This is a genomic window from Pseudolysobacter antarcticus, from assembly GCF_004168365.1.
GTDB classification, from domain to species: domain Bacteria; phylum Pseudomonadota; class Gammaproteobacteria; order Xanthomonadales; family Rhodanobacteraceae; genus Pseudolysobacter; species Pseudolysobacter antarcticus.
Genome location: NZ_CP035704.1, coordinates 763,220 through 786,826 on the forward strand (window position 1 = coordinate 763,220; position 23,607 = coordinate 786,826).

Annotated in this window: 19 protein-coding genes; 15 read left to right on the top strand and 4 right to left on the bottom strand. The window is 59.6% G+C overall.

Annotated elements, in window-relative coordinates; all coding sequences use genetic code 11:
• The first annotated feature begins 42 nt into the window (after nucleotides 1-42).
• The 5 genes from ELE36_RS03280 to ELE36_RS03300 all read left to right on the top strand — a co-directional run bounded on the left by ELE36_RS03280 (nucleotide 43) and on the right by ELE36_RS03300 (nucleotide 5,429).
• Nucleotides 43-1,425, top strand: coding sequence for an ATP-binding protein (locus tag ELE36_RS03280; RefSeq protein WP_129831732.1), 1,383 nt, complete (start codon nucleotides 43-45; stop codon nucleotides 1,423-1,425).
• Between the two features lie 153 nt (nucleotides 1,426-1,578).
• The gene (locus tag ELE36_RS03285; RefSeq protein WP_129831733.1) at nucleotides 1,579-2,034 is read left to right on the top strand and encodes a hypothetical protein; all 456 of its coding nucleotides are present in this window, start codon (nucleotides 1,579-1,581) and stop codon (nucleotides 2,032-2,034) included.
• Nucleotides 2,035-2,175: 141 nt separating this feature from the next.
• On the top strand, nucleotides 2,176-2,937 hold the full coding sequence (locus ELE36_RS03290; protein ID WP_129831734.1) for an ABC transporter permease: 762 nt from the start codon (nucleotides 2,176-2,178) through the stop codon (nucleotides 2,935-2,937).
• A 1-nt stretch (nucleotide 2,938) separates the two neighbouring features.
• Complete coding sequence (locus ELE36_RS03295; RefSeq protein WP_129831735.1) at nucleotides 2,939-3,691, top strand: ABC transporter ATP-binding protein; 753 nt, start codon at nucleotides 2,939-2,941, stop codon at nucleotides 3,689-3,691.
• A gap of 67 nt (nucleotides 3,692-3,758) precedes the next feature.
• Nucleotides 3,759-5,429 (top strand): glycosyltransferase family 2 protein, encoded by a 1,671-nt coding sequence (locus ELE36_RS03300; protein ID WP_165371456.1) that lies wholly within the window; start codon nucleotides 3,759-3,761, stop codon nucleotides 5,427-5,429.
• Between the two features lie 6 nt (nucleotides 5,430-5,435).
• Here ELE36_RS03300 and ELE36_RS03305 read toward each other — a convergent pair whose 3' ends face one another.
• The gene (locus tag ELE36_RS03305; RefSeq protein ID WP_165371457.1) at nucleotides 5,436-6,152 is read right to left on the bottom strand and encodes an SAM-dependent methyltransferase; all 717 of its coding nucleotides are present in this window, start codon (nucleotides 6,150-6,152) and stop codon (nucleotides 5,436-5,438) included.
• Between the two features lie 48 nt (nucleotides 6,153-6,200).
• Here ELE36_RS03305 and ELE36_RS03310 point away from each other — a divergent pair, with 48 nt between their 5' ends.
• Entirely contained in the window at nucleotides 6,201-7,589 is a 1,389-nt protein-coding gene (locus ELE36_RS03310; RefSeq protein ID WP_165371458.1) for an ArnT family glycosyltransferase, read from the top strand.
• Between the two features lie 66 nt (nucleotides 7,590-7,655).
• Here the strand turns inward: ELE36_RS03310 and ELE36_RS03315 are convergent, their stop codons facing one another.
• The 3 genes from ELE36_RS03315 to ELE36_RS03325 form a co-directional block, all read right to left on the bottom strand.
• Nucleotides 7,656-9,956, bottom strand: a complete 2,301-nt coding sequence (locus ELE36_RS03315; RefSeq protein ID WP_129831739.1) for a M28 family metallopeptidase — start codon at nucleotides 9,954-9,956, stop codon at nucleotides 7,656-7,658.
• 79 nt (nucleotides 9,957-10,035) lie between these two features.
• The gene (locus ELE36_RS03320) at nucleotides 10,036-13,098 is read right to left on the bottom strand and encodes a C25 family cysteine peptidase (RefSeq protein WP_129831740.1); all 3,063 of its coding nucleotides are present in this window, start codon (nucleotides 13,096-13,098) and stop codon (nucleotides 10,036-10,038) included.
• Nucleotides 13,099-13,278: 180 nt separating this feature from the next.
• Nucleotides 13,279-13,656, bottom strand: coding sequence for a hypothetical protein (locus tag ELE36_RS03325; RefSeq protein ID WP_129831741.1), 378 nt, complete (start codon nucleotides 13,654-13,656; stop codon nucleotides 13,279-13,281).
• A 345-nt stretch (nucleotides 13,657-14,001) separates the two neighbouring features.
• On the opposite strand from ELE36_RS03325, the gene ELE36_RS03330 reads away from it, so the two are divergent.
• From ELE36_RS03330 to metJ, 9 genes are all read left to right on the top strand, one after another.
• A complete protein-coding gene (locus tag ELE36_RS03330) occupies nucleotides 14,002-15,867 on the top strand; it encodes a DegV family protein (protein WP_129831742.1) in 1,866 nt (621 codons plus the stop codon).
• Nucleotides 15,868-15,933: 66 nt separating this feature from the next.
• Nucleotides 15,934-16,578, top strand: a complete 645-nt coding sequence (gene plsY / locus ELE36_RS03335) for a glycerol-3-phosphate 1-O-acyltransferase PlsY (protein WP_165371459.1) — start codon at nucleotides 15,934-15,936, stop codon at nucleotides 16,576-16,578.
• Entirely contained in the window at nucleotides 16,579-17,550 is a 972-nt protein-coding gene (gene birA / locus ELE36_RS03340) for a bifunctional biotin--[acetyl-CoA-carboxylase] ligase/biotin operon repressor BirA (protein WP_129831744.1), read from the top strand.
• An 81-nt stretch (nucleotides 17,551-17,631) separates the two neighbouring features.
• Nucleotides 17,632-18,390, top strand: a complete 759-nt coding sequence (locus ELE36_RS03345) for a type III pantothenate kinase (protein WP_129831745.1) — start codon at nucleotides 17,632-17,634, stop codon at nucleotides 18,388-18,390.
• Nucleotides 18,391-18,483: 93 nt separating this feature from the next.
• On the top strand, nucleotides 18,484-19,152 hold the full coding sequence (locus ELE36_RS03350; RefSeq protein ID WP_129831746.1) for an SPOR domain-containing protein: 669 nt from the start codon (nucleotides 18,484-18,486) through the stop codon (nucleotides 19,150-19,152).
• 183 nt (nucleotides 19,153-19,335) lie between these two features.
• Nucleotides 19,336-20,421, top strand: a complete 1,086-nt coding sequence (gene gcvT / locus ELE36_RS03355; protein ID WP_129831747.1) for a glycine cleavage system aminomethyltransferase GcvT — start codon at nucleotides 19,336-19,338, stop codon at nucleotides 20,419-20,421.
• Between the two features lie 90 nt (nucleotides 20,422-20,511).
• The gene (gene gcvH, locus ELE36_RS03360) at nucleotides 20,512-20,910 is read left to right on the top strand and encodes a glycine cleavage system protein GcvH (protein ID WP_129831748.1); all 399 of its coding nucleotides are present in this window, start codon (nucleotides 20,512-20,514) and stop codon (nucleotides 20,908-20,910) included.
• Between the two features lie 217 nt (nucleotides 20,911-21,127).
• Nucleotides 21,128-22,483: an aminomethyl-transferring glycine dehydrogenase subunit GcvPA gene (gcvPA, locus tag ELE36_RS03365; RefSeq protein ID WP_129831749.1), complete on the top strand. Its 1,356-nt coding sequence runs from the start codon at nucleotides 21,128-21,130 to the stop codon at nucleotides 22,481-22,483.
• A 475-nt stretch (nucleotides 22,484-22,958) separates the two neighbouring features.
• Nucleotides 22,959-23,417 (top strand): met regulon transcriptional regulator MetJ, encoded by a 459-nt coding sequence (gene metJ, locus ELE36_RS20930; protein ID WP_129831750.1) that lies wholly within the window; start codon nucleotides 22,959-22,961, stop codon nucleotides 23,415-23,417.
• Nucleotides 23,418-23,607: the final 190 nt, after the last annotated feature.

Sequence of the window (23,607 nt, forward strand, 5' to 3'; positions counted from 1 at the left end):
GCTTGAGTCGCGGCGAATAAGTCGCGACGAGGCCGATTGGACATGGCGCGCCGTCGCCCGTTGTCGCTGCAAGCGCGCTCGCTGCTCGCCGCCAGTGTGGCGCTCGCAGCATTTCTCGGCCTGACCGGTTTTGCGCTCGACGAGGCGATCTACAACGCCTTGCGCAGCTCGCTGCAAGAGCGCCTGCAAACCTATCTGTACGGTTATCTGGCGGCATCGGAAATGAACCGCTCCGGCCAGTTGCAACCGGCCGAGGAACTGCCACCCGATCCGCGTTTCAATCGTCCGAGTTCCGGTTTGTATGCGGGAGTCAGCGGCGAAAAAAATTCATGGCGCTCGCGTTCGGCGATCGGCAAAAACCTGCCGTTCGATAATGTCCTGCCACCGAGCAACGAGATCAAGTTCAGTGGCCCGGTCGATACCGGTAGCGGGCCGATTTATCTGGTCAGCCTTGGTGTGAACTGGGAAGTGCCGAATCGCCGCAACAAGGTGCCGCTGACGTTTCACGTCGCCGAAGACGCGAGTGTGCTCGATGCGGAATTGTCGGCGTTTCGCCGCACCTTGCTGGTCTATCTCGGTGGCCTCGGATTGTTGCTGCTGCTGTTGCAGTTGCTCGTGCTGCGCTGGAGCCTGTTGCCGCTGCGGCGTGTATCCAGCGACTTGACCAAGGTCGAGCGCGGCGAAACCGAGCGTCTGTCGGGCCGCTATCCGCTCGAGCTCACTGGCCTCACGACCAGCGTGAACGGCCTGATCGAAAGCGAACGCGACCACCTCAAGCGCTATCGCAATACGCTTTCCGATCTCGCGCACAGCTTAAAGACGCCGCTCGCGGTCACGCGCAACCAGCTCGAATCCGAACCCGACGGCGATGCATTGCGCGGCGCGATGATGGAGCAGGTACGACGCATGGATCAGATCGTGGCCTACCAGCTTTCGCGCGCGGCGACGTCGGGCCAGCACACGTTCGCCGCGCCGGTGGCGATCGAGCAGCACGCCGAAGAAATCGTCATGAGCCTGGAAAAAGTCTACGCGACGAAAAATATTTTGTGCGAGTTCGACATCGATGCCAAGGCGCGTTTTTATGGCGAGCAAGGCGATCTGCTGGAGCTGCTTGGCAACCTGCTCGAGAACGCCTTCAAATGGGCGAAACATCGTGTATTGCTGACGGTGAAAAGTATCGGTGCCACCCAGGCCCATCGCAGCGGTCTGCTGCTGTGTGTCGAAGACGATGGACCCGGCATTCCGCCCGAGCGGATCGATTATCTTTTGCAGCGTGGCGTGCGTGGCGATGAGCGTGTGCAGGGCCACGGCATCGGCCTGTCGATCGTGCAGGATATTCTCAAGGCCTATCGCGGCGAACTCAAGGTCACGCAATCCGAAATGCTGGGCGGTGCAGCGTTTCAGGTTCGCATTGATCGCACGTGAGTTTCACGGCGATATCAGTCGATCGTGTTACTGGCGGCATCAATGAATCTTGCGCGGAAAACTCAGGCATTGCGTTGTCATACCTCGCGCCTTTATTGTGATCGTCTGAGCCGGCTCGTTCCGGTATTTCCATCCTCTTCTCCGGAGAATTTCATGCTCTCGCACCGACTCGTGTTCATTGCCCTGATTACGTTGCTGCCGCTGCACGCCGTTGCGGCCGCGCCCGCGCCGGGCTGCGGCGATCAAAGCAAAGTCGCTGCCGCACAACGACTCAAAAATACCGCGCGCTGGTCGACAGCCAGCGAAGTCGACAGCTTCGGTTACGACGTGTATCGCGGCGACGCGGAAAAAGGTCCGTTCGCCAAGGTGACCAAGTCGCCGGTACTTGGCGCAGGCACCACCGATGAAACGCACAACTATCAGTACGCCGATGACAGCATCGATCCGTGCAAGGAATACTGGTATTACGTCGAGTCAATCTCGACCAAGGGCGCGCGCGAAAAATTCACGCCAGTGTTCAAGGCCGGGGCCAAGCTCGGTGCGGATGGCAAGCCGGTGGTGAAACCGGCGGATGCCGCGACCAAGACCGCGCCCTCCGAAAAACATTGAGGTTCTATCCTCATTGGTGACGACCCAGTCAGCGTCTGATCGAACGCCGGATTTGAGTGACCAGGTTCCGGCGTAGTCAGCAAGCGTGCCTGCGCCGGGCGGATTCGGTATCCTTTCGCATCGCTCAGCGCAGGACGTTTCATGCCGTTACGATATCTCGAACTGGTTTTATTCAGCACTTACACCGAATTACGCGCTGAACGCGAGCGCAGTTATCTCGGATTTGTCTGGTGGGTGCTGGAGCCGGCGATGATGATGGCCGTGTTTTATCTGGTGTTCGCGGTGGTGTTGAAATCCAGCGCGCCGGATTACGTGCCGTTCCTGCTGGTCGGCCTGACCAGCTGGCAATGGTTCAAATCCTGCGTCAGCCATGGCGGCAACGCGATCTGGAGCAACCTCGGTCTGATCCGTCAGGTCAAGCTGCCGTGCCTGTTGTTTCCGAGCGTGCAGATTCTCGCCGACACGGTGAAATTCCTGTTCATTCTCGCGTTGCTGATGGTGATTTTGTGGTGCAGCGGCTACAAGCCAAACATCACTTATGTCGCCCTCTTGCCGGTGCTGCTGGTCGAGCTCATATTTGCTGCGGGTGCCACCTACATGGTCGCCGCAGTCACGCCGCTGTTGCCGGATTTGCGTTTCGTGATCGAACAATTCCTGCAGGTGGTGATGTTCATTTCCGGCGTGGTGTTTGCGCTCGATAGCGTGCCGCCGTCGATGCGTGTGTGGTTCGCGCTGAACCCGGTCGTGGTGCTGGTGGATTCTGCGCGCGGCATCCTCATGCATGCACGCTGGCCGGACTGGTGGGCGTTGGCGCAGGTCGCCGGCATCTCGTTGCTGATGTGCGCGCTCGGCATTTATCTGGTCGCACGGTTCACGCCGCGCTACGTCAAGCTGGCGATCTGACATGGCGAGTACACAACTTCAGGGCGCAACCGAGGCGCCGTCCGCTGCGGGTGAACTGATCGTCTCTATGCGCAATGTCGGCGTCGCTTTCAGCGCCAAACGCCGGCTCGGCGAGAGTCGTTTCTGGGCGCTCGAAGACGTAAGCCTGGAACTTCGACGCGGCGAGCGTCTCGGTATCATCGGTCGCAACGGCGCCGGCAAAAGTACCTTGCTGCGCGTGATTGCGGGCATCGTCGGGCCGGATCGCGGCAGCGTGGAACGCGCGCCGATCTCGTGCCAGCTACTGTCGCTGATGGTCGGATTTTCGCCGCACCTGAGCGGTCGCGATAACGCAATCCTGAGCGGCATGATGCTCGGCATGCGTCATCGCGACATCAAACAGCGGCTGCCGGCAATCCACGAATTTTCCGAGCTTGGCGAATTTTTCGAACAACCGATTTCGAGCTACTCGACCGGCATGCTGTTGCGTCTCGGATTTTCCGTGGCGATGCAGGTCGAGCCCGACGTGTTGTTGATCGATGAGGTGCTCTCGGTCGGCGATGCCGAGTTCCAGGAAAAATCCGGCGCCGCGTTGCGCGAGCGCATGCGCAACGGTTGCACCGTAGTATTTGTGTCGCACGAGGATTCGCAGGTGCGGCAACTCTGCGATCGCGCGCTGTGGGTCGAGCATGGCAAGAGTCTCATGCAAGGCCCGGTTGAAGACGTGCTGGCCGCGTATCACGCGGTGCTGCACGCGGCGCCCGTCGCAAAATGAAAATGCGATTTGTCGAGATCGGATTGTTTTGTCATTGGTCAAACGGTTGCCGCATGTGTCGCCGCTGATGTTGCAGTCAATCCTCTGGAACGGCCAGCGTCTTGCGATCGAGCTGGACGCTCACACCGAGGATCGGCGCGTGGTGCTGGCTCTCGATGGTCTGTTTTTTTCAGAGCGGATCGTGCCGGCGCAACAGCGGCAGGTGCATTTCGATTTTCCGTTTGCGCCGCAGGCGGGAGGCGAGTTCGGCATCTCGTTGCGGCTAGAACCGCAAGGCATCGAGTTGCTGCCAAGACCGTGGTACGTACGTTTTGGCGAAGCTGCAAGTCATGCGATGCCGGCATCGGTAGCGCATGAAACATCCGTCGTCGCAGTTGCGCAGCAAGATCTCGCTCCGCTACTCGACGCGACGATTTTCTCGCCGTTGCAGCAACCCGATGCGCTGCATGTGCCGGTCACGATCATCGTGCCGATCTACAACGCCAGCGAACTTGTGCAGCGTTGCATCGAAGCCTTGATCGAACACACGCAAGGCCCGGCGCAATTGCTGTTGATCGATGATGCTAGTACTGATGCTGCGATCGCCCCGCTGTTAGCGCGATACCAAAATTCCCCCGGCATCACCGTGCTGAGCAATACGCACAATGTCGGTTATACGCACAATATCGCGCTCGGCTTGAGCCATGCGCCGCAAGGCGATGTCGTGGTGCTCAACGCCGACACCGAGGTGGGCCCGAACTGGTTGCTTGGTCTGCGCCGCGCGGCGTATGCGCGCGCCGATATCGGCACCGCGACGGCGGTTTCGGATAACGCCGGCGCGTTTTCGGTGCCGGAACTGGAGCGGCACAATCCGCTGCCGACAGCGTGGTCGTTGATGCAGACTCAGCGCGCGCTGTGGCAACAGGCCGGCCTGCTTACGCCAGCACTGCCGACCGGCAACGGGTTCTGCATGTATGTAAAACGCGCCATGCTGGACCAAGTCGGTGGCCCCGATGTGGATGCTTTCCCGCAAGGTTACGGCGAAGAAAACGACTGGTGTCAACGCGCTGAACACACCGGATTTTCGCATGTGATCGCGGGCAATGTGCTTGTGCGTCATGCGCGTAGCGCGAGCTTCGGCGAGGCACGGCGCGAATCGCTTGGACAAACTGGCATGGCGGTGTTGCGCGAGCGTTATCCGCATTACGAAGCCGCTGTCGGCGCGACATTATTTTCGTTCGAGCGACGCGTGCTGGACTGGCGTGTGCGCCACATTTATCGTTCGGCACTCAATGCAACAACACCGCTGCGCCCGCGGGTTTTGCGGATCGTGGCGCTGCCGAGTGAGGTCGGTGGCGACGATGCAGATGCGCTAATCGCATTCGCACGCGATTTTGATATCTGGAAGTTGGAATGCCGTCAGCAAACGATTCTGTTGATGCAATATTCCGTCGGCGGCTGGCGTGAAATACAACGCGCTAGCATCGCGCCGTGCCTTGAATTTGCGCCAGCGACCTGGCTGCGCTATGACGAAATTTTCGCGGGCTGGGTGCAGCATTACGCGATCGATCTCGTGCATCTGATCGATTCGCGCGGGCACAGCGGACATCTGCTCGCGCTGAGTCAGTCGCTGGGGGTGCCGTTGCTCGATACGCGCGACGCACCGGCCTTGTCATGCGAAGCGATGAGCATTACGCACCAATACAATACGACACTGAATTCACGCCGTTGTTTTGCCTCGGCCATGTCGCAAGGCTGAGTCGTATCAAGCTTTGCGGAATGCCAGCATATGCTGTCCGCGCGGATGTCTCCAATCGCCGATCACCTCAAGGTGCAGCCCGGCGCAGTCGGCCAGATAACGATAGGCGGATGCGTGTTGATGAAACGGATCGCGATCAAGATGGCTGACCACATCGCCCGGTGAATGTGTGATCGGATCAATGGCCGCAGCATCGGCAGCCGGAAAATACGTCGCATAAAACACACCGCCATCGGCCAGCACTTGCGCCACGCCAACAAGGCATCGCTGGATCTGGTCGAGATGCAGATGGGTGAAAACCGACACCGCCAGCAGCCTATCGAAACGCTGGCCGAAACGCGTCAACGCGAATTCGGCGTCACACAACAGATGCGCATTGCGGTGCGCGAGACCGTCGCGCTCCAACTCGATGCGGCCGCCTTCGAGCAGTGAGGCATTGATGTCGATGCCGTAATAATTGCCGACATCGAGATAACGCACGAAGTGCAGGCCGCCGCGCAATGCACCACAGCCGAGATCGAGCAGGCGATGTTGTGGCTGCAGTCCGCGCTCGCGCAGGAATTCGAATTGCATCCGACCAACGTCGTCCCACAGACCGCCGATCAGATCGCGATGTGCGCCGCTGGCGAGCTCATCCGCGCTGAGCTGGCGCCAATAGATATTGGTGCCGCGCATGGTTTCGGCGCTGGCGGAAATTGGTTCGTCGGCGGACTGTTGTTTCACGCTATCGCACCCGGTTGCATCGTGGAAAAAAACAGCCACACTGTGGCGATGAATAGTTGGTCCTGGCGCACTTCGATCACCCCGCGCACCCGTCTATTGTTGATGGTAGCGCTTGCCAGTTTGCTGGTACAGCAAGCGCTGCTGTGGTGGATTTATTATCACGCTGGTGCAAAACAACTGGTCGGTGATGAGCAGCAATATCTTGCCGCGGCGCGCGCCGTGCTTGCCGGCGGTGCGTGGCATCCGAGCCATATCTGGCCGCCCGGACAATCGTTGCTGATCGCATCCATGCAGGGTCTGTTCGGCAGCATGATCGTGCCGATGCAACTGTTGCAGACTGCATTGTTCCTGGCCTGCGGCGGTTTGCTGTGGCGGCTTTGGCGACGTCTCGGCGGCAGTCGCCTCGCGGCCGCAATCGCTGCGGGATTGTTCCTGCTGAATCCGGGCGATGCTGCGTATGCGCATTATCTGTGGCCCGAAATTCCGCACCTGTTCTGCATGCTGTTGACGCTGAATCTGTTGCTGCGCGATCCGCAAAAAGATGCCGTCGCTCGTCCGCATCTCGCCTTGTTCGCGGGGCTGTCGCTGGGCCTCGCGCTGATTTTCAAAAGTTTGCTCGCGGCATTCTGGCCGTTGTTGCTGATTTGCTTTGTGGAATGCTGGCGGCCGTTGCGGCTGCAATGGAAATCCGCCGCGACATTTCTTCTCGGCATATTCCTGATCACCGCACCGGCGTTGATCGCGGGACATCGCAACACCGGCCATTGGTCGATCGCCGACAGTTCTGTATTCAATCTGGTCGCGGGACTGAGCGATCGTGCGCGCAACGATTATGTCGACGAGCCAGTGGCCAATCTGTTCGGCGACTATCTCAACAGCGGCACGACGGCGGATCAGCGCAATGCCTGGGCGTATCAACAATTGGAGAAACGTCTGCAAGACACGCCGCCTCTGGAACTGTTCGAACAACAGTTCGCGCGGCAGTATTTTCGCCTGTTCGAGAGCAAGACATTGCTGCTGACGCAATTGCCCGGGCCGACTTGCGCGGGTTATATGAGTGCGTATCACGACACGCCGCCCGCTGCGGTTTTTGCGTTGCGCTGGTCATCGCATTTGCTGCACGCGCTGATTCTGGTCGGCTTCGCTTTCGGTCTTTGCCTGTGGCGCGAATGGCGGTATATGTGGCTATGGTTGTTGCTGGCGAGTGTCGGTTATCAGCTGGCCTTGTATTCCGGCCTGCACGTAAAAGCGCGTTATCTGTTGCCGATGATTCCGGTGTTTTGCTGTTTCGCCGGTGAAGCCTATGCGCGGATTTTTCAACGTGATGCGCGACTCGCCATCACGCCGATGCGCCTGCTCGCGGCGAGCCTGCTTGCTGTGACGCTGTTGTTTCTCGCGTTCGCCGGGCCGTGGATCGATGGCTACTGTCGCGGCTGATTGAATCGCGATTTCGATGAATTCGCCGCGACGCAAAATGTGTCGCGGCGAGGTGGTAAATGTCTTTTACTGAATCGGTTCGAGCAAGGCGCGCGCCTGGTCCAGACGCTGGCTGTAAGCGTTCAAGGTGCTGGCGATGAGATCGACATAACGCGTGACCTGATCCCACTGTTTCTGTTCGATCGCCTCACGCACGCCGGGCAGAGTTTTTACACCGTAGCCGGTGTACAAGCCTGGCGCATAAAGCATGTGCTGATACCAGTCGCGGCCCGGCAGACCTTCCTTGCGCGTCAGCAGCAGCTCGATATTTTTCAGCTCGTCGTTCAATTTTGCCGCACGCTCACCACCAAGTTGCAGGCCGTACTGTGCCTGCGTAACCAGCGCCTGATCGTAAGCGTTGGCGCTGCTCTTGAGCTGCTTGATGGCGTTGTCCAGCGCGTTCAGATCGATGTTCGGCGGGGTTGCTTCGCTGCCCGGTGCGACGTAGCTCAGCTTTGGATCGGCGGCGAGTTTGTAGGCATTCATTGCCACGAGCTTGTTGATGGTTGCGGTTTGTTCGAGCTGCTGCGCGGCGAGTTTGTGCAACTCTTCGGCATAACGCGCGATCGTATCGGCGAGATTGCCGAAACGCAGCGGCAATACATCGGCATCGGCAAAACGCAGTACGGTGTGACCAACGGTTTTTGCGAGCGCGATGCCATACGCGAAATCCGGATCGCCGAAACGCACGTAGTGATCGAACGAATCGTAGATCGAATGGTAATCGCCGCCGTTATCTTCGCCGCCGTAACCGAAGTCGAGCGCGGCGATGCCGAGATGCTGCAGGAATGGTGAATAATCCGAACCCGATCCGAGCGCCGAAATCGGCAAATCGTGTTCTGCCATCATCGCGGCCTTCGCCATCGTCTTGGCATTTTCGTTTGCACCGGGCGCGTTACCCGAGATGGCGAGTTCGGCGCGACGACGTTCGAGCACACTCACGCCAGTTTGCGGATCAGTGATGCCAGCGGCGATTTGATCGACCACATGTTCCAGCGCATGCGAACCGCCGACATTGAGGAAGCCGCGCCCGTTGTTGTCGGTGTTGATGTACAGCACCGCTTTGCGCTTGAGTTCGTCGGCATGGGTTTCGGCCCATTCGGTCGATCCGATCAAGCCTTCTTCTTCGCCGTCCCAGCTCAAATAAACGATGCTGCGTTTCGGCTTCCAGCCGGCCTTGTGCAACTCGCCTAGCACGCGTGCTTCTTCGAGCATCGCGACCTGACCGCTGAGCGGATCGGATGCGCCGAATACCCACGCATCACGATGGTTGCCGCGCATCACCCATTGGTCCGGATACAACGAGCCGCGCAAGGTCGCGACGACATCGTAGGCCTCGACCTGATTCCAGTTGAACGCGAGTTTCAGATGCACCTGCGCCGGGCCGGGGCCGATGTGATAGGTGATCGGCAATGCGCCGCGCCAGTTCGCCGGCGCGACCGGGCCGCCGAGCGCCTTGAGCAGCGGCAGCGCATCGCCGTAGGAAATCGGCATGACTGGAATTTTCAGCAGATCGGGTGCGTCTTCGCGCTTCAGGCGTTTCGCATTTTTGGTCGCGCCAACACCGGGCGTGAGTGGATCGCCGGAGTAGATCGGAATGTCCGCGACCGAGCCACGTTGCACGCCTTGTTCGCTGCGAAACGGACCTTGTGGATAGGTGTCGCCTTGCGCGTAACCGTCATCGTGCGGATCGGAATAAATCAGCGCGCCGATCGCGCCATGCTGTTGTGCGAGTTTGGGTTTGATGCCGCGCCAGGTCTGGCCGTAACGCGCGATCACGATCTTGCCCTTGACGCTGATGCCGCGGCGTTCGAGTTCCTTGTAGTCGTCCGGCGCGCCGTAATTGGCGTAGACCAGTTCGGCGGTCACATCGCCATCGGCGGAGTAGGCGTTGTACGGCGGCAACACGCCGTCGCGAACTTTTGAAGTCGCATCTTCGGCGATTGCCGGCTCGTCGATCTTGGCGGTGTAGCGTGTCGGTGCGACGAGTTCGAGCAGACGCTCTTTCGGCGTCGGGAACAGCACAAAGAACGTTTCGATGTGCGCATCCCAGCCCCACGCGGTGAACTGCTTGAGCACGAATTCGGCGTTGGCCTTGTCATGCGGCGAGCCGAGCTGGTTCGGCTGCGATGACATCTGCTGCATCCAGCTGCGCAGATTGTCGGGCTTCAGATCGGCATCGAATTTTTGTTCGAGTCGCGTTTGCGCGGCCGCTGATTCGGGCGCATAGCCGATCATGTTCGCGGGCGCATCGGCAGCGCTTGCGCCGAGGCTCAGCGCACAGGTCAGTCCGATAAAAACAGGTAACAAGCGCAGCGGTTGCAGCATGATCGGCTCCAGTCGAATTGAAACCCGAGTATAGCCGCAGCGTCCGCCGCTGCATGTTCCAGAAGTACCGCGCGGCGCGCTAGCCGGGATTTTCCTTGGCTGGCACTGGCGACACTTTGGCCTGGCCGGTAACGATCTTGCTCGTACCCGTCGCGCCCGTGTCGAAGCCGAGTTTGGAAATCTTGTCCGGCAAATTGTTTTGCGGTGTCAGTTGTGGATCGCTGATCAGCACACCCTTGACTGGCGGGTCAACCAGATAGATCCGACCGAACGCATCGTGATCCTGCTGCGGGTCGCTCGTCAGCACATGCACCTGTGCGAGCTGCGCGGTTATTTGCGCGGGCGGCGCGGGCAGAGCAAAGCGTGGCGCGTCGGCACGATACTCAGCCTTGGCCAAACTCTTGCCCTTGATATCTTGCCAGTCGACGCTGACCTGACCGTGGAATTCACTGCCAGGCAGCGCCACCTTGATTTGCGGCTGCGCGTGCCAGCGTTCGGCATCGAGCGCGAGCATCAGCGCATCGCGTTGCCTTGCATCGTTTGTCGCCGGATTGATCGGCGGCGGCAGCAGACTGAGTTCGCCGATCGCGTCGCGTCCCACGCTGGGATCCGCCGCATACACGAGCACGCCCGCAGGCGTTTGCGCCGTGCTCGGCGGTGGCAAGGTAAAACGTGCTTCATCGACGTTGTAGCTGACCGATTGCAGTACCTTGCCGGTCGCATTCAGCCAATCGACGTTGACCATGCCGTGAAAACTGTTGCCCGGCAGTTTGACCGCAACCTGGGTGCTCCAGCGATCTGCGCCGCGGGCGAGTGCGAGCGTGTCCTTGGGTCGATCGAGCACTAGCGCCGGGTCGCCGAGCAGGTTGTAGGTTTCCACCAGCGTGCGATCGGAAATCTTGCGTTTGGCCTTGATGATCGCAGCGCCGATCGTCTGGCTCGGCGTCAGCAGTTCGGCGATCAAGGCCTTGCTGTAGGCCGGATCGGGCGAGTTGCGCCAGCTTGCGGCGAACACCGCCACCGCGCCTTTGTCCGGTTCGCGCAGGAAACGTTCACCGATCGAATCTTCGGTCGGATTATCGAACGGCGCCGAATAACAGGTCATGCTCAGCACCATCGGGAGGCGTGCGCCGTTTTGCAATTGCGAGACGTCATCGAGCGTGAACAGGTCGTGGTTCTTGCGCAGATCGGGCGGCCCGGTGCGCCAGATAAACCGACCGCCGTGACCGAGAAAATGCACGAGCAACTGGCCATCGTTGAGGCTTTGCTTGATGTCGGATTGATGCGCGAGATTGTCCTTTTCGGCGGCATCGCCATAGATCTTTCGCGCCGCGAAACCTTCTGTTTCGAGTTGCGCTGCGATCTCGTCGGAGGCGGTCTGGAAATAGCTGTCTTCGTTGGCGATGAACATCACGTCGCGGCGCCACGAACCGGGCTGCGGCTTGGTGAAATAAGCGATTGTCTTGTTGACGATGGCGGTGACATCGGACGGCTCGACCACCGGAAAACGTCCGATCGCGACTGTCGGATGGAAATCATCCGTGGTGAAAGTAACGAACGGATTGTCGCTCGCCGACTGGCCTTCTTCCGAAGGAAATTGCCAAGTCGGAATCAGGTTGCGCGTGACCAGATCTTTTGGCTTGGTACCGTAGGCAGTGGCGGGAATTCCGTCGAAATGATCGGGTATCAACAATTCGTAGTCGTGCGTGGCCCACTTGGCCATGCTCGCATCGTCCGGATTTTCATGCCGGATATCGAAGCTGGCATCACCGACCAGCAGCACAAAACGCGGTTTGGTCGGCCAGTGCTCGACACCGTACTGCACGAGGTTGCGGATCGCGCGCGGATGATCGATGCCACCGTTGAACTGATCGTAGATCTGATTGACATCGATCACCGCGACCTTGAGTCCGTGCGAACGATGGAATTCGGCTAAAGGTTCGATCGCAGCGATCAGACGTGGATGCGCGACGATCAGGTAATCGAAGCCCGAGTCGGTTTTGCGCAAGTCGCCGGCAGCCACCGCCAGCAATCGCGATGGTACGAGTGGCTGCGCATTCGCCAGCGGATATAAAGTGACATTGGCCGGTACGTGATCGAAATTCCAGCGACTGTTGCCGGCAGCGTGCACCGGCATATAAACACCTTTAGCCGTATAAACGGCCGGAGCGTGTGTGCCGTTCTGCTGCAATTCGATGCGCGCGGGCAGCTTGCCATCGAGCATGAACGGCGCCGTGCTGGCATCCAGCGAACCGCCGATCGGATAGTCGAGTTCGATGAAATTGAACATCACCACGTCGACCAGCGGGTTGTCTGACTTGGCATCGGCATGGCGCACCGGCACGCGCAACGTGAGCGTGTTGCCGCGCGCCTTGAGCAAGTGCGCGGGGATACGAATTTTCTTGCGCACTTCCTCGCGACCGTCCCAGCTGATCGATGGCAAGGTGCTGCCATTCAATACCATCTGCACGGCGTGATCTTCCGATTTGACGCCATCGCTTGGCGGCACATCGGAGAGGCCGCGGAAATCCAGTGTCGCGCTAATTTCGGTGTCGCGTTTACCTGCAAAATCGGCGAGATCGAAATCGAAAGAGAACGGTTGCGCATCGGCGTGAGTGAGCTTGGCCCATTGCCACACGTCGGGTTCTTCGCCGGGCTTCACCAGCATCTGGTTGAGCCGGATCATCAGATTATCCTGCTCCAGATGCAGGCGACGAGTGAGCGTGGTGCTGGCGATGGAAACCGCTGCGCTGCCGGTTTGTTCGTGCATACGCGCATGCTGGCCGGGTTCGGCGCTGAGCAGGTAGACGTTGGCGATGCTGTATTGATCGAACCAACTGGCCGGCCCGTGCAGCGGCTCGCCGATCCATTCGATGCCTGATTTCGGACCGAATTTTCCATCGCCGCTGTCGAGCACGCGCAGCGGAATTTCCTTGTCTTGGTTGCGCAGCACCAGATCGGCGCTAGTACAATCTTGCAAACCCGGCTGGCTGGCGATGATGCTCGCATAGTCCAGCGCATACACGCCGGCTTGCTGCAGTTCGATATGCAGGCTGCCGCTGCATGTGGGCGCGGCAATTGCGGATGCGGCATGAAATAGCGCCGACAGTGCGCCGAGAAAAAACAAACGTCGATGAATCATCGGAAAATCGTGGCCTAGTCGGCGCGGAATGCAGCGCTGTGCAGACCGGCAAGGCTAGCGGGGGAAAACCCGCATTGCAAATTCACGGGTTTTATAACGCATCTCATATCAGGAGCAAGCTGATGAAATCAGTGCCGCCTCAAGCGCAACATTTCTTCGCGTCGACACCTCGCTGCCAACTTATTTCATAACGCCCGGCAGCAGCGATTGCCAATGGATGCCATTGCGCATTTTCCGTGTGACAGCGCTAGCTGCGGGATCGGCCTTGCCGGTTGCCGCGGCAGTCGCGCCGGATGCAGTGCCGATGCAACGCGTTTCGGCGGCGACGCCGGGTGTGGCCACGCAGGTAGGCGCGGCGACATTATCGGCAGATGCGCCATCGGCATCGGAACTCGCCACGATCTGCGCGCCCGGCATATTCGCCTGGCAGGCGCAGTCGTTACTCGCGAGCATATTCATCGATGAGCTTTCGCCCATGCGCAGGCCGCCTGCGTATACACACATGCTTTGCGCCAGCAGCGCAGCGCCGACAAGGATAATGAGACCAAGCAATTTCATGGCTTTCTCCGGGATGCATCTGGGTGGCTGATGCGGAGCGTTACGCATAATCGCACGTCTTTCCGCACCGTTCTAATGCCGCGAGAGTGGGAAGCAGGTTCCGTGCCAGAAGTCATGCTCGTGGCGGCTGTTTGAAATCAATCGTTTAGCCGGAAAAGGTGATTTTCGTAACACGCCAGCGGACACAATTGTCCGAACCGGACACTGTCCGGCACGTTCACGACGCGCAAATTTCAGTTGACGACCGGCAAAACAACGTTAATCGGCGCTGAGGGAAATGGCCGAATCCGCGGGCATTGCGATGCAGCAAGCCAGTTCGCGGTCGCGTCACTACACTGCGCCCTCATGAATATCGCCATTCCTCTCGATTTGCCGTGCGTTGATTTACCTTGCGCGCGGGTAATGCCGCGCTTCCAGCCCGGCGGTTACGCACTGAAGCGCGCGCTGATCTGCGGTATCCGTCGGTTACTCGCGCGCCGCGAGGCGATCAACAAGATCAATGTGTTTCCGGTCGCGGATGGCGATACCGGCAGCAATCTCGCGTTCACGCTGAGCGCGGTCGGCGATGCGCTCGGCAGCATGCGCACGGCATGCGTTGACACCCTGTTGCGCCGTGCTGCGAGCGAAGCGATTGATGGCGCGCGCGGCAATTCGGGCGCGATCCTCGCGCAGTTTCTGCAGGGCATTAGCGATTCATTGAAAAACGTCAGCCGCATCGATGCGAGCAGTTTGACCAACGCGATCAGCTGCGGCTCGATGCAGGCGCGGCTCGCGGTGGCGCAGCCGGTCGACGGCACCATCCTGTCGGTGATCGGTCGGTTTGCCGAATGCCTGCGTCAGCAACGCGCTGCCGGCATCGATGACCTGCGCGAAATCTATGGCCGAGCATTGCAATCCGCGCGCGAAGCACTCGCCGCCACGCCGCAGCAGTTGGCGGTATTGCGCAAGGCCGGTGTGGTCGATGCCGGTGCGCAGGGATTTGTCGAACTGCTCGAAGGCATCCAGCAATACATTCAGCGTGGTCGCGCCGCGCTGACCGATCATGCGCAGGAAACCTCATACGCCGGTGCGGATGGCGTATTGAGCGATAGCGCGAAGTTCGATGCCGCGAGCCATCGTTACTGCAGCGAGTGTGTCTTGAGTGCTGACGATTTGGATCGCGATGCGGTGCGCGCGGCGCTTGATCAACTCGCAGGTTCAAGTCTGGTGATGGCCGGCACGCGCGAAAAATTGCGCATCCACATGCATCTGGATCAGCCTGAAACCTTGTTTGCCACGCTCGCGCAATTTGGTCGCATCAGCGCGCACAAGGCCGACGACATGCGCGCGCAGAATCGTTCGCTGCACGTCAGCAACACGGTCGCGATCGTGGTCGATTCCGCTGCGGATATTCCCGCCGCAACACTGGAACATTTGCCGCTGCATGTGGTGCCGGTGCGGTTGAATTTCGGCGCGCAGGATTATCTCGACAAGATCTCGCTATCGAGCAGCGCGTTCTATCGCGAGCTGCGCGAAAACCCGATCGCGCCGCGCACGTCGCAGCCGCCGCCCGGGGATTTTCGACGGCTGTTCGAGTTCCTGCTCGCGCATCATGCCGAGGTGGTTTATGTCGGCCTGTCGCGCGCGCTCAGCGGTACCTTGCAGGCGGGGGAGGCGGTCGCAGCTAGACTCGATGCGCAGCGTATTCATGTGATCGATACCCGTAACGCATCGTGTGGTCAGGGCCTGCTCGCGATCCAGGCGGCACAACGCGCGATGCAAGGTTGGTCGGCGGCGCAGATCGTCGCCGAGTTGCGCACGAGCTTGCTGCAGATCCAGACCCACGCCTACATTCGCGACATCAGTTATGCCGTGCGTGGTGGCCGCATCCCGCCGTGGACACTGCCGCTCACGCGCTGGCTGAAACTGGTGCCGCTGGCGAAGATGGGGGTGCACGGACGGCTCAAGGTTCGTGGAATTTTGCGCGGTACGGATCGATTGCCCGAGCGTTTTGCGCAAGACCTTGTCAAGCGCCTGCCAACTGGTCGGCGCTGGCAGGTGCTGGTCGGACATTGCGATTGCCTTGATGAAGGCGAGCGCCTTTGCGCGGAAATAAAACGCCGATTACCCGAGCTGCAATCCTGCGATCTGGTCGAAGCCGGCAGCGCGATCGGCGCGCATGCCGGGCCCGGTTCGATGGTCGTGAGTTTCATGCCTGCGCCGATCGCATAAACGGCGGCGTTCAAGCTGGCATAATTGCGGCTGCGATTTTTCGCCTGTCTGCCGGATCGCCTGCCTGTGCTGCTGCTGATTTCCAAACTTCTCATCGCCTATCTGCTCGGCTCGATCGTCGGCAGTCTCGTGCTCGGACGCCTGCGTGGCGTGGACATTCGCAAGCTAGGCAGTGGCAACGCCGGCGGCACAAATGCCTTTCGCACACGCGGCTGGCGTTTTGCGCTCGGCGTGGTGCTCATCGATATCGGCAAGGGCGCGCTTGCGGCGTGGATCGGCTTGCTGGCGTTCGGCACAAGCATCGCTGGCGAAACACTTTATATGCACGCACTGGCCTGCGCATTGTGCGCCACGATCGGTCATGTCTGGCCGGTGTATTTTGGTTTTGCCGGAGGCAAGGGCGTGGCCACCGTGGCCGGTGCCTTGCTCGTACTGTTGCCGCTCGCCGTGGTGCCACTGCTGTTGTTGTGGCTGCTCGTGATCGGCGTCAGCGGTTATGTCGGGCTCGCTTCGGTCAGCATCGCGATCGCATTGCCACTGGCTGGCTGGTGGCTCGCGCCAATATCGCAGCGCACCGACGTGCTGCTGTTTGCTATCAGCATCGGAGTGCTGCTTTTATTCACGCATCGCGCCAATGTGCAGCGCCTGCTCGCGGGCACGGAAAATCGTTTCGAACGCGCGCGCGTGCTGACACGTTTACGGCGCGCCTGAGTGGACTCACGTTTATTATTGTCGGCGCTGTCGAGTGAGCGCGCGATATCCGGCACCGAGCTCGCCACGCGTCTCGGCGTGACCCGCGCCGCGATCTGGAAACAGATCGAAAACCTGCGCGAACTCGGTATCGTCATCGAAGCCGCAGCCGGTGCGGGTTATCGTCTGGTCTGGCCGGTCGAGCTGCTTGATGCCGCGACCATTCGCGCCGGCATGCCGCCAGCGTTGCGCGATCGATTGTCCGAACTCGATCTCCGCTGGCAGGTGGATTCGACCAATAGCGAACTGATGCGCCGCGCTGCGGATATCTCGCTCGACCGGATCGTTTGTCTGGCCGAAACCCAGAGCAGCGGTCGCGGCCGTCGTGGCAGGTCGTGGCATTCGCCGCTGGCCGGAAATTTGTATTGCTCGGTGCTGTGTCGTTTTCCGCACGGTATGGCCGGATTGTCTGGACTGAGTCTCGCCGTCGGGGTGGCGGTGATACGTGCGCTGGCCGATTGTGGTATCGATGAAGTCGGCCTGAAGTGGCCGAACGATGTGCTCGCGCGCGGCAAAAAACTCGCTGGCATTTTGGTTGAGCTCGGTGGCGAATTTCTCGGCCCGTGTCATGCCGTGATCGGTGTCGGCATCAATCTGCGTTTGCATGCAGCGGATGATGCCATCGATCAACCGTGGATCGATTTGGCGACTCTCAGCGATGCCGCACCGCCATCGCGCAATCGGCTCGCCGCGCATCTGATCGCGCGTTTGCTCGAAGCGCTCGATGAGTTCGCGACACAGGGTTTCGCGGCGTTCGTCGATGCGTATGGACAACACGATTTGCTTGCCGGAAAACCCATACGCCTCAGTACACCGCAAGGCGCGCAAGATGGTATCGCGATCGGCGTGGATGAGCGTGGTGCGCTGCGTGTGTCGGAGTCGGGTGTGATTCGCAGTTACGATAGCGTCGAAGTCAGCGTGCGCAGCATCTAACCAAAAACTGCAACGTTGCTACGTCGCAACTTGGCAAATTCAGTGAAACCGTTATTCACCCGATCGGCATCGAAATCACTAGTGAACACGAAAAATCTATTGCTCGACCTCGGTAATACGCGGCTCAAATGGGCGCTTGCGGATGCCGCAGGTTTGCATGCCGGCGCGCCGCTGACGTATGCCGAAGAAACACTCGCCGCAGGTCTCGTGCGGCGTTGGCTCGATATCGAAAAACCCGCACACGTGTGGGCGGCGTCGGTCGCTGGCGCGGCGCGCGAAGCCGATCTCGCGACTGCCGTGCGGCAACGATTCGATTGCGCCACGAGCTTCGTGCGCTGCGTCGCGAGCGCATGCGGTGTGCACAACGCGTACCCCATTGCGGATCGGCTCGGCATCGATCGGTTTCTCGGCTTGATCGCGCTGCATCAGACCGAGCGTGCGCCGGTGTTACTCGTGAGTTGCGGTACGGCGTTGACGCTGGATCTGTTGGCGTCGGATGGCCGACATCACGGCGGCTTGATCGCGCCGAGCCCGGCGCTGATGCAACACGCGTTGTACGGCAATACCGCGCAGTTGAAAGCGGGTGGCGATGCGCATTGGGTGGCGCTCGCCGACAACACCGATGACGCGGTTTTTTCCGGCACGTGGTTTGCCGCGGTAGCGCTGGTCGAGCGCGTGTTGGCGCAGGCCACGAACCAACTCGACGCGCCGGTCGAGTTGGTGCTCAGCGGTGGCGCGGCCAATGAGTTGCAAGCCGCGCTCGGCGGGCTTGGCCGGATCGAACCGGAGCTGGTGTTGCGTGGTCTGTCGGTGTACGCGGCGGAACATCCCCGGCGTTGAGTGATGCATGAAATCTGCGCGGCGCGCACGGGTCGGCTAGAATTGTCCATCGCGCGCATTATTTTTCGCGCTTCTCCTTGATGACCGATCCGAATGTTTGTTCGCGCTTTCTTTCTACTGCTGCTGGCTCTGAATATCGGTGTCGCGAGCTGGCTGATCTTTGCTCCGCATCCGTCGGCGCAAACGTTGCCGGCGTCTGATCCGGGAGTCTCGGCGCTGGTGCTGTTATCCGAACGCGAAGGCGCGCCGGGCGCGAACAGCGTGGAGCTCACCGCCGCACCGGAAAGTGCTGCTGATATTCGCGCCGATACCTGTCGCAGCATTGGCACGTTTCCAACCCAGGCCGACGTGCGTCGTGTGATCGATGCGCTCACGCCGCTGGTCAAGCGTATTCAATATCGCGAAGTGCGCGCCACCCAGGCGCGTGGCTACTGGGTTTATCTCGCCGCGCATGAGAGTCGAGAACAGGCACTCGCCGCCGCGCGTCTGCTTGCGGCGAAGGGTGTGCGCGATTATTACGTGGTGACCGCGGGCGAAAACCAGAACACGATTTCGCTCGGCCTGTTCCACGAGCAGGGCAACGCCGAGAAACGTCGATCCGAAATTGCCGCGCTGGGTTTTGCCGCGCAGGTGATCGCGCGTACCGAAGAATTGCCGGTGTATTGGGTGGATTTCGCCGAGACTACGGCGCGCCCGGTCAACTGGCGCGCGCGCGTGGCGAACTTCCCGGATGCGCAGGAACAATCGATCGCGTGCTTTTGACGATCGATTGCCTCGACTGGGTTGAATACGATGCTGCGGAAAAGTCGCGGCTGTGCATCTTGGTAACGCGAACGCGCGTATGACATCGCGATGGCGTATGCGGCAGCACCAAATCGTTCGCGCATCTTGCTTCCTGGCGTGGCGCGCGGATAATGCGCGGCTTTCGCCTTCGGTATGAACCTTATGACTCAGCACACCATATTGAATGCCACGCACCGCGCGCTCGGTGCGAAGATGGTCGATTTCGGCGGCTGGGACATGCCGTTGAATTACGGCTCGCAGATCGAGGAGCATCATCTGGTGCGGCGTGATGCCGGCATGTTCGATGTGTCGCACATGACCGTGGTCGATCTCACCGGCCCGAGAGTGCGCGAGTTTCTGCGTCACCTCGTCGCCAACAATGTCGACAAGCTCAAGGTGTCGGGCAAGGCCCTGTACACCTGCATGCTGAATGAGCGCGGCGGTGTGATCGACGATCTGATTGTGTATTTCATGAACGAAGATTTTTTCCGCCTCATCGTGAATGCCGCGACGCGCGAGAAAGATGTTGCCTGGATCACGCAGCAGGCAGGCAAGTTCGAGGTCGCGGTGAAGGAGCGCCCCGAGCTTTCGATGATCGCGGTGCAGGGTCCGAACGCGCGTGAGAAAGCGCTGGGTTTGTTCACGCCGGCGACGCGGACGAAAGCCGAGAAGCTCGGCAAGTTTTCTGCGACAGAAGGCGATGGTTTGTTCATCGCGCGCACCGGCTACACCGGCGAAGACGGTTTTGAAATCGTCGTGCCCGAATCGAACGCGGTCGAACTGTGGAACAAGCTGCTCGCCGCGGGTGTCAAGCCGGCCGGCCTCGGCGCGCGCGATACCTTGCGTCTCGAAGCAGGCATGAATCTTTACGGTCAGGATATGGATGAAGACATCACGCCGTTCGAGGCTGGTCTGGCATGGACGGTATCGCTCGATGCGGGGCGTGATTTCATCGGCCGCGCCGTGCTCGATCAGCAGAAGGCCGATGGCGCAAAACGCGCGATGGTCGGCCTGGTGTTCGACGACAAGGGCGTGTTGCGCCACGGCCAGCGTGTGGTCACGGCGCTCGGTGATGGAGAAATCCTTTCCGGCAGTTTTTCGCCAACGCTGGGCAAGTCGATCGCGTTTGCGCGTGTGCCGACCGGCACTGCCGACAAGGCCGAAGTGGACATCCGCGGCAAGCTCGTTCCAGTGCGTGTGGTCAAATATCCGTTCGTGCGCGACGGCAAGCCGTGCGAAGGCGTTTGACTGCGCCCATTTCTGCCACAACACTTGCTGTATTAGAATCGTCTCATTCCTGTTTGTTGTATCCGCCCTCTTCCCACAAAGGACCACGCCATGAACGAAATCCCCGGCGATCTGAAATTTCTCAAGACCCACGAGTGGGCCCGCGTTGAAGACAGCGGTCGCGTCACGGTCGGCATTTCCGATCATGCGCAAGCGCAGCTCGGCGATCTGGTCTATGTCGAATTGCCGGAAGTCGGTGATCGCGTCGAAGCCGGCACCGCCAGTGCGGTGGTCGAATCGGTGAAGGCCGCATCGGATGTCTACAGTCCGGTATCCGGCGAAGTCGTCGCGGTTAACAGCGCGCTGGCCGACAAGCCCGAAACGATCAACGAAGACGCGTACGGCGAAGGCTGGGTTTTTGTGGTCAAGCCGGACGATGCCGCCGCCGACCTCGAAGAGATGCTCGATCCCGACGCGTACGCGGAATTGATCGAAAACGATTCGCACTGATCACTTGTCGCTGCGCAGTTATTGCTTCGTACCAGACTGCGTCAGCGGCACCGTAGTTATCCTCGTGCTGATCCTGCCGCGCAGGATCGGCAACTATTGCTCGACTTCGAGTGATGGAGTGCGGTGACGGATTGAATGCAATCTGTCGATGACTGCACTTTTGCAAATGTACCGATCGCGTTCGCGCCCGGCTGCTTAACGACCCACGGAAACCGCCATGCCTTTCATTCCTCATTCCAACGCCGACGTGTCTGCGATGCTCAAGACGATTGGTGTCGACAGTATCGAAACCCTGTTCGATGAAATTCCGGCCGAGCTCAAGATTCCCGAGCTGACGCGGGTGCCGCCGGGGCTGAACGAAATGGATGTGACGCGCCTGTTGAAACAGCGCGCGGCGATGGATGGCACGCCGCTGAATTTCGCCGGCGCCGGCGCTTACGAACATCACATCCCGGCAGCGGTGTGGGCGATCGTCACGCGCGGCGAATTTTACTCGGCGTACACGCCGTACCAGGCCGAGGCGAGCCAGGGCACGCTGCAACTGATCTATGAATACCAGACGATGATCACGCGCCTGACCGGCATGGACGTCGCCAATGCGTCGCTCTACGACGGTGCCACGGCGGTTGCCGAAGCGGTGTTGATGGCTGAGCGTTGCACCAAGAAAGCGCCGGCGCGTGTGCTGGTCGCCAAGACCTTGCATCCGGCGTACCGCAAGACGCTGAAGACGATTGTCGAGAATCAGAACATCGATGTGGTCGAACTCGACTTCGATCTTGCCAGCGGCGCGATTTCGCCGGCGTGGCTCGCGACGCAGGAGCTCGGCGAATTTTCCGCGCTGGTGATTCCGCAGCCGAATTTTTTCGGTGTGCTCGAAGATGTCGACGCACTGACCGACTGGGTGCATGCAAAAGGTGCGCTGGCGATCGCGGTGGTAAATCCGATGTCGCTCGCCGTGCTGCAGTCGCCAGCCGAGTGGGGCGCAAGCGGTGCAGATATCGTGTGCGGCGACGGCCAGCCGATGGGCGTGCCGCTGTCTTCCGGTGGCCCGTACTTCGGCATCCTCGCGTGCAAGAAAGAATTCGTGCGGCAGATGCCGGGGCGCATCGTCGGGCGCACCACGGATCTGGATGGTCGCGACGGTTATGCATTGACCCTGCAGGCGCGCGAGCAACACATCCGTCGCGCCAAGGCGACCTCGAACATCTGCACCAACCAGGGTCTGCTGGTCACGGCGGCAACCATCTACATGGCGATCACCGGGCCCGAAGGTTTGCAACGCGTCGCAGCCAACAGCATGCAGAACACGCGCGCCTTGCGCGAAAAGCTCACTGCGATTCCGGGTGTGGCCGCGCTGTTCTCGCGACCATTCTTTCACGAAGTAGTTTTGCAATTGAACAAGCCGGCAAGTGAAGTGATCGAGCTGCTCGCCAAGAAAAACATTCTTGCCGGTGTCGCGCTCGGCGAAGAATATCCCGAGCTCGGCGATGTGCTTCTGGTGTGTGCGACCGAGACAAAAACTGCCGACGATCTGGACACGTTTGCGCTCGCGCTCGCCACAACACTCGCATAAAATTTTTCGCAAATTCGCGCAAATCACCCGCATCACACTGCAGATGTGCGGCTTGCGCCGTGCCTTTGCAGCACGCACTTAGAATCCGTTCATTTACGTCGCAAAGTTTGCGGCGTTTTTTTTTGTGTCGTGCATGAGGAAAAAATTTTTCTGCACGAAATTTGAAATGCGGAATGTATCGCGCATCGAATTCATTTTTCGGAGTCGCAAAAAACCGCGCCGTTATGCGGTCTGCGCAAGGTTCGGTGGATCGGGCGTCATGGACTTTCGTATTATGGACGTTTAGACGTATAGATGTATAGACGTCTATATTGATATTGCGGATATGCTTGCGCGATTGTAAAAAAATGTCTCCGACAATCCATCTGCAATATCTGTCGACTCGCAATGTGTTGAGCCGCATCACAAATTTATTGACAGTAAAACTTTACAGGAATAGCTTTTGCGTCGGCGTAACACACGCGTAACGGAAACTATGTCGGCATCAAAGTTCGTCGCACCTTATATAGACCACGGCCGGAAATCCGACGCCGTAAAAAAAGTGACGGTATCCATACCGCTTCACATCCTCCGACTTCTCTCTGATGAACGCACCCGCCGCCAGGTGGGTAATCTGCGTCACGCCACCAACAGCGATCTGCTGTGCGAAGCATTTCTGCACGCTTTTACTGGGCAACAACTACCAACCGACGAGGAGCTTAGACGCGATATGGCTACCATAAAGAAAGCAGTTGCAAAAAAACCCGCCGCCAAGAAAACGGCTGCCAAGAAAACCGTAGTAAAGAAAGTAGTTGCCGCGGTTAAAAAACCGGCAGCCAAGGCAAAAGCGACCACCGTGAAGAAGACCGCCGCCAAGAAACCGGCAGCGAAGAAAGTTGCAGTGAAAGCTGTAGTCAAGAAAGCAGCAGCCAAGAAGCCGGCAGCGAAGAAATAATCGCTCCGGTGTGCAACACGCGCGAATCATGCGACTCTGATTCGTGCGTGGCATCACCATTACAATACGTATAGTCAAGCCTGCTTCCTCTCCTTGCGGTTGCCCAGCGCAAGGAGAGGCTCTCCTCAGGTTCGTTTGAAAAATCTCCAGGCCTCGTTGTGCCGCTGTGTCCATCGCCAGCGCGCCGAAG

Bases quoted from the DNA above. Each gene is read 5' to 3' on its own strand.
- ELE36_RS03300 (WP_165371456.1), top strand. From the start codon at position 3,759: ATGTTGCAGTCAATCCTCTGGAACGGCCAGCGTCTTGCGATCGAGCTG.
- ELE36_RS03320 (WP_129831740.1), bottom strand. From the start codon at position 13,098: ATGATTCATCGACGTTTGTTTTTTCTCGGCGCACTGTCGGCGCTATTT.
- ELE36_RS03280 (WP_129831732.1), top strand. From the start codon at position 43: ATGGCGCGCCGTCGCCCGTTGTCGCTGCAAGCGCGCTCGCTGCTCGCC.
- metJ (WP_129831750.1), top strand. From the start codon at position 22,959: ATGTCGGCATCAAAGTTCGTCGCACCTTATATAGACCACGGCCGGAAA.
- ELE36_RS03295 (WP_129831735.1), top strand. From the start codon at position 2,939: ATGGCGAGTACACAACTTCAGGGCGCAACCGAGGCGCCGTCCGCTGCG.
- gcvH (WP_129831748.1), top strand. From the start codon at position 20,512: ATGAACGAAATCCCCGGCGATCTGAAATTTCTCAAGACCCACGAGTGG.
- gcvPA (WP_129831749.1), top strand. From the start codon at position 21,128: ATGCCTTTCATTCCTCATTCCAACGCCGACGTGTCTGCGATGCTCAAG.
- ELE36_RS03315 (WP_129831739.1), bottom strand. From the start codon at position 9,956: ATGCTGCAACCGCTGCGCTTGTTACCTGTTTTTATCGGACTGACCTGT.
- ELE36_RS03350 (WP_129831746.1), top strand. From the start codon at position 18,484: ATGTTTGTTCGCGCTTTCTTTCTACTGCTGCTGGCTCTGAATATCGGT.
- ELE36_RS03290 (WP_129831734.1), top strand. From the start codon at position 2,176: ATGCCGTTACGATATCTCGAACTGGTTTTATTCAGCACTTACACCGAA.
- ELE36_RS03285 (WP_129831733.1), top strand. From the start codon at position 1,579: ATGCTCTCGCACCGACTCGTGTTCATTGCCCTGATTACGTTGCTGCCG.
- ELE36_RS03325 (WP_129831741.1), bottom strand. From the start codon at position 13,656: ATGAAATTGCTTGGTCTCATTATCCTTGTCGGCGCTGCGCTGCTGGCG.
- gcvT (WP_129831747.1), top strand. From the start codon at position 19,336: ATGACTCAGCACACCATATTGAATGCCACGCACCGCGCGCTCGGTGCG.
- ELE36_RS03330 (WP_129831742.1), top strand. From the start codon at position 14,002: ATGAATATCGCCATTCCTCTCGATTTGCCGTGCGTTGATTTACCTTGC.
- ELE36_RS03310 (WP_165371458.1), top strand. From the start codon at position 6,201: ATGAATAGTTGGTCCTGGCGCACTTCGATCACCCCGCGCACCCGTCTA.